Below are 665 nucleotides of genomic sequence, written 5' to 3'. Positions count from 1 at the left end.
CATTGAGCCAAGTCAGACTGTCCATAAGCACCGCCATGATACAGGCAATCAAGACTCCCAAGACTAGACCTAGCAAAGCCACTCTCAAAGTCGCCCAACTATGGTGCCAGAGAAATTCTCTGTCACGAACAAAGGACTGGAGAATTTCAAGAGGAGTTGGCAGGATAAACTTGGGTAAAAGTTTGAATATTCCCGCTAACTGCCAGATTGACAAGACTCCTAGAAAACCAAATAGACTAATGTGACGTCTCAGTATACTTTTCAAGTTTCTCATCAATACTTAAAATCTCTCCTACATTTATTTTGACATTGGCAAAGACATTATCTGCCTCTTGCCCAGCCACTTCAAGCGCTTCTTTGAGAATACGCATGAGCTCATCAAACTCTCCTTCCAAAACCGTTTCAAAGGGTGTCACCACCATGGTCACGGACTGAGCTTGCAGATAAGCAATAACCTGATCGATAATAGCAATTCGATCAATCCCCTGTGATAGGGGAAAGACTTGCAAGGCAATGCTTGCTTTCATAAAATCCTCCTCTTCTCGGCTTTCCTTTTGAACAAAAAGAAAAACCTTTGCCATATATGGAAAAGGTGCAGAATTCGGCTAAGTATCGTTCCCTACGCTGGCATTACCCAGATCAGGTGCGGTCGAAGTTTAACACTT

General features: G+C 43.2%; 1 protein-coding gene and 1 pseudogene. Both read right to left on the bottom strand.

What is annotated here, in order from left to right; all coding sequences use genetic code 11:
- Nucleotides 1-274 (bottom strand): annotated as a pseudogene (locus GMD4S_RS09950) (ABC transporter permease); the annotation flags it as partial.
- Nucleotides 237-527 (bottom strand): thiamine-binding protein, encoded by a 291-nt coding sequence (locus GMD4S_RS09945; protein WP_000647656.1) that lies wholly within the window; start codon nucleotides 525-527, stop codon nucleotides 237-239. The pseudogene GMD4S_RS09950 and the gene GMD4S_RS09945, both read right to left, overlap by 38 nt.
- Between the last annotated feature and the right edge of the window lie 138 nt (nucleotides 528-665).

The sequence above is a fragment of the Streptococcus sp. GMD4S genome (genome assembly GCF_000296955.1).
Note: the sequence above shows the minus strand (reverse complement) of the source record. Positions and strands in the feature narration are given on the sequence as shown.

Coding starts and splice junctions, on each gene's coding strand:
- GMD4S_RS09945 (WP_000647656.1), bottom strand. CDS start 527: ATGAAAGCAAGCATTGCCTTGCAAGTCTTTCCCCTATCACAGGGGATT.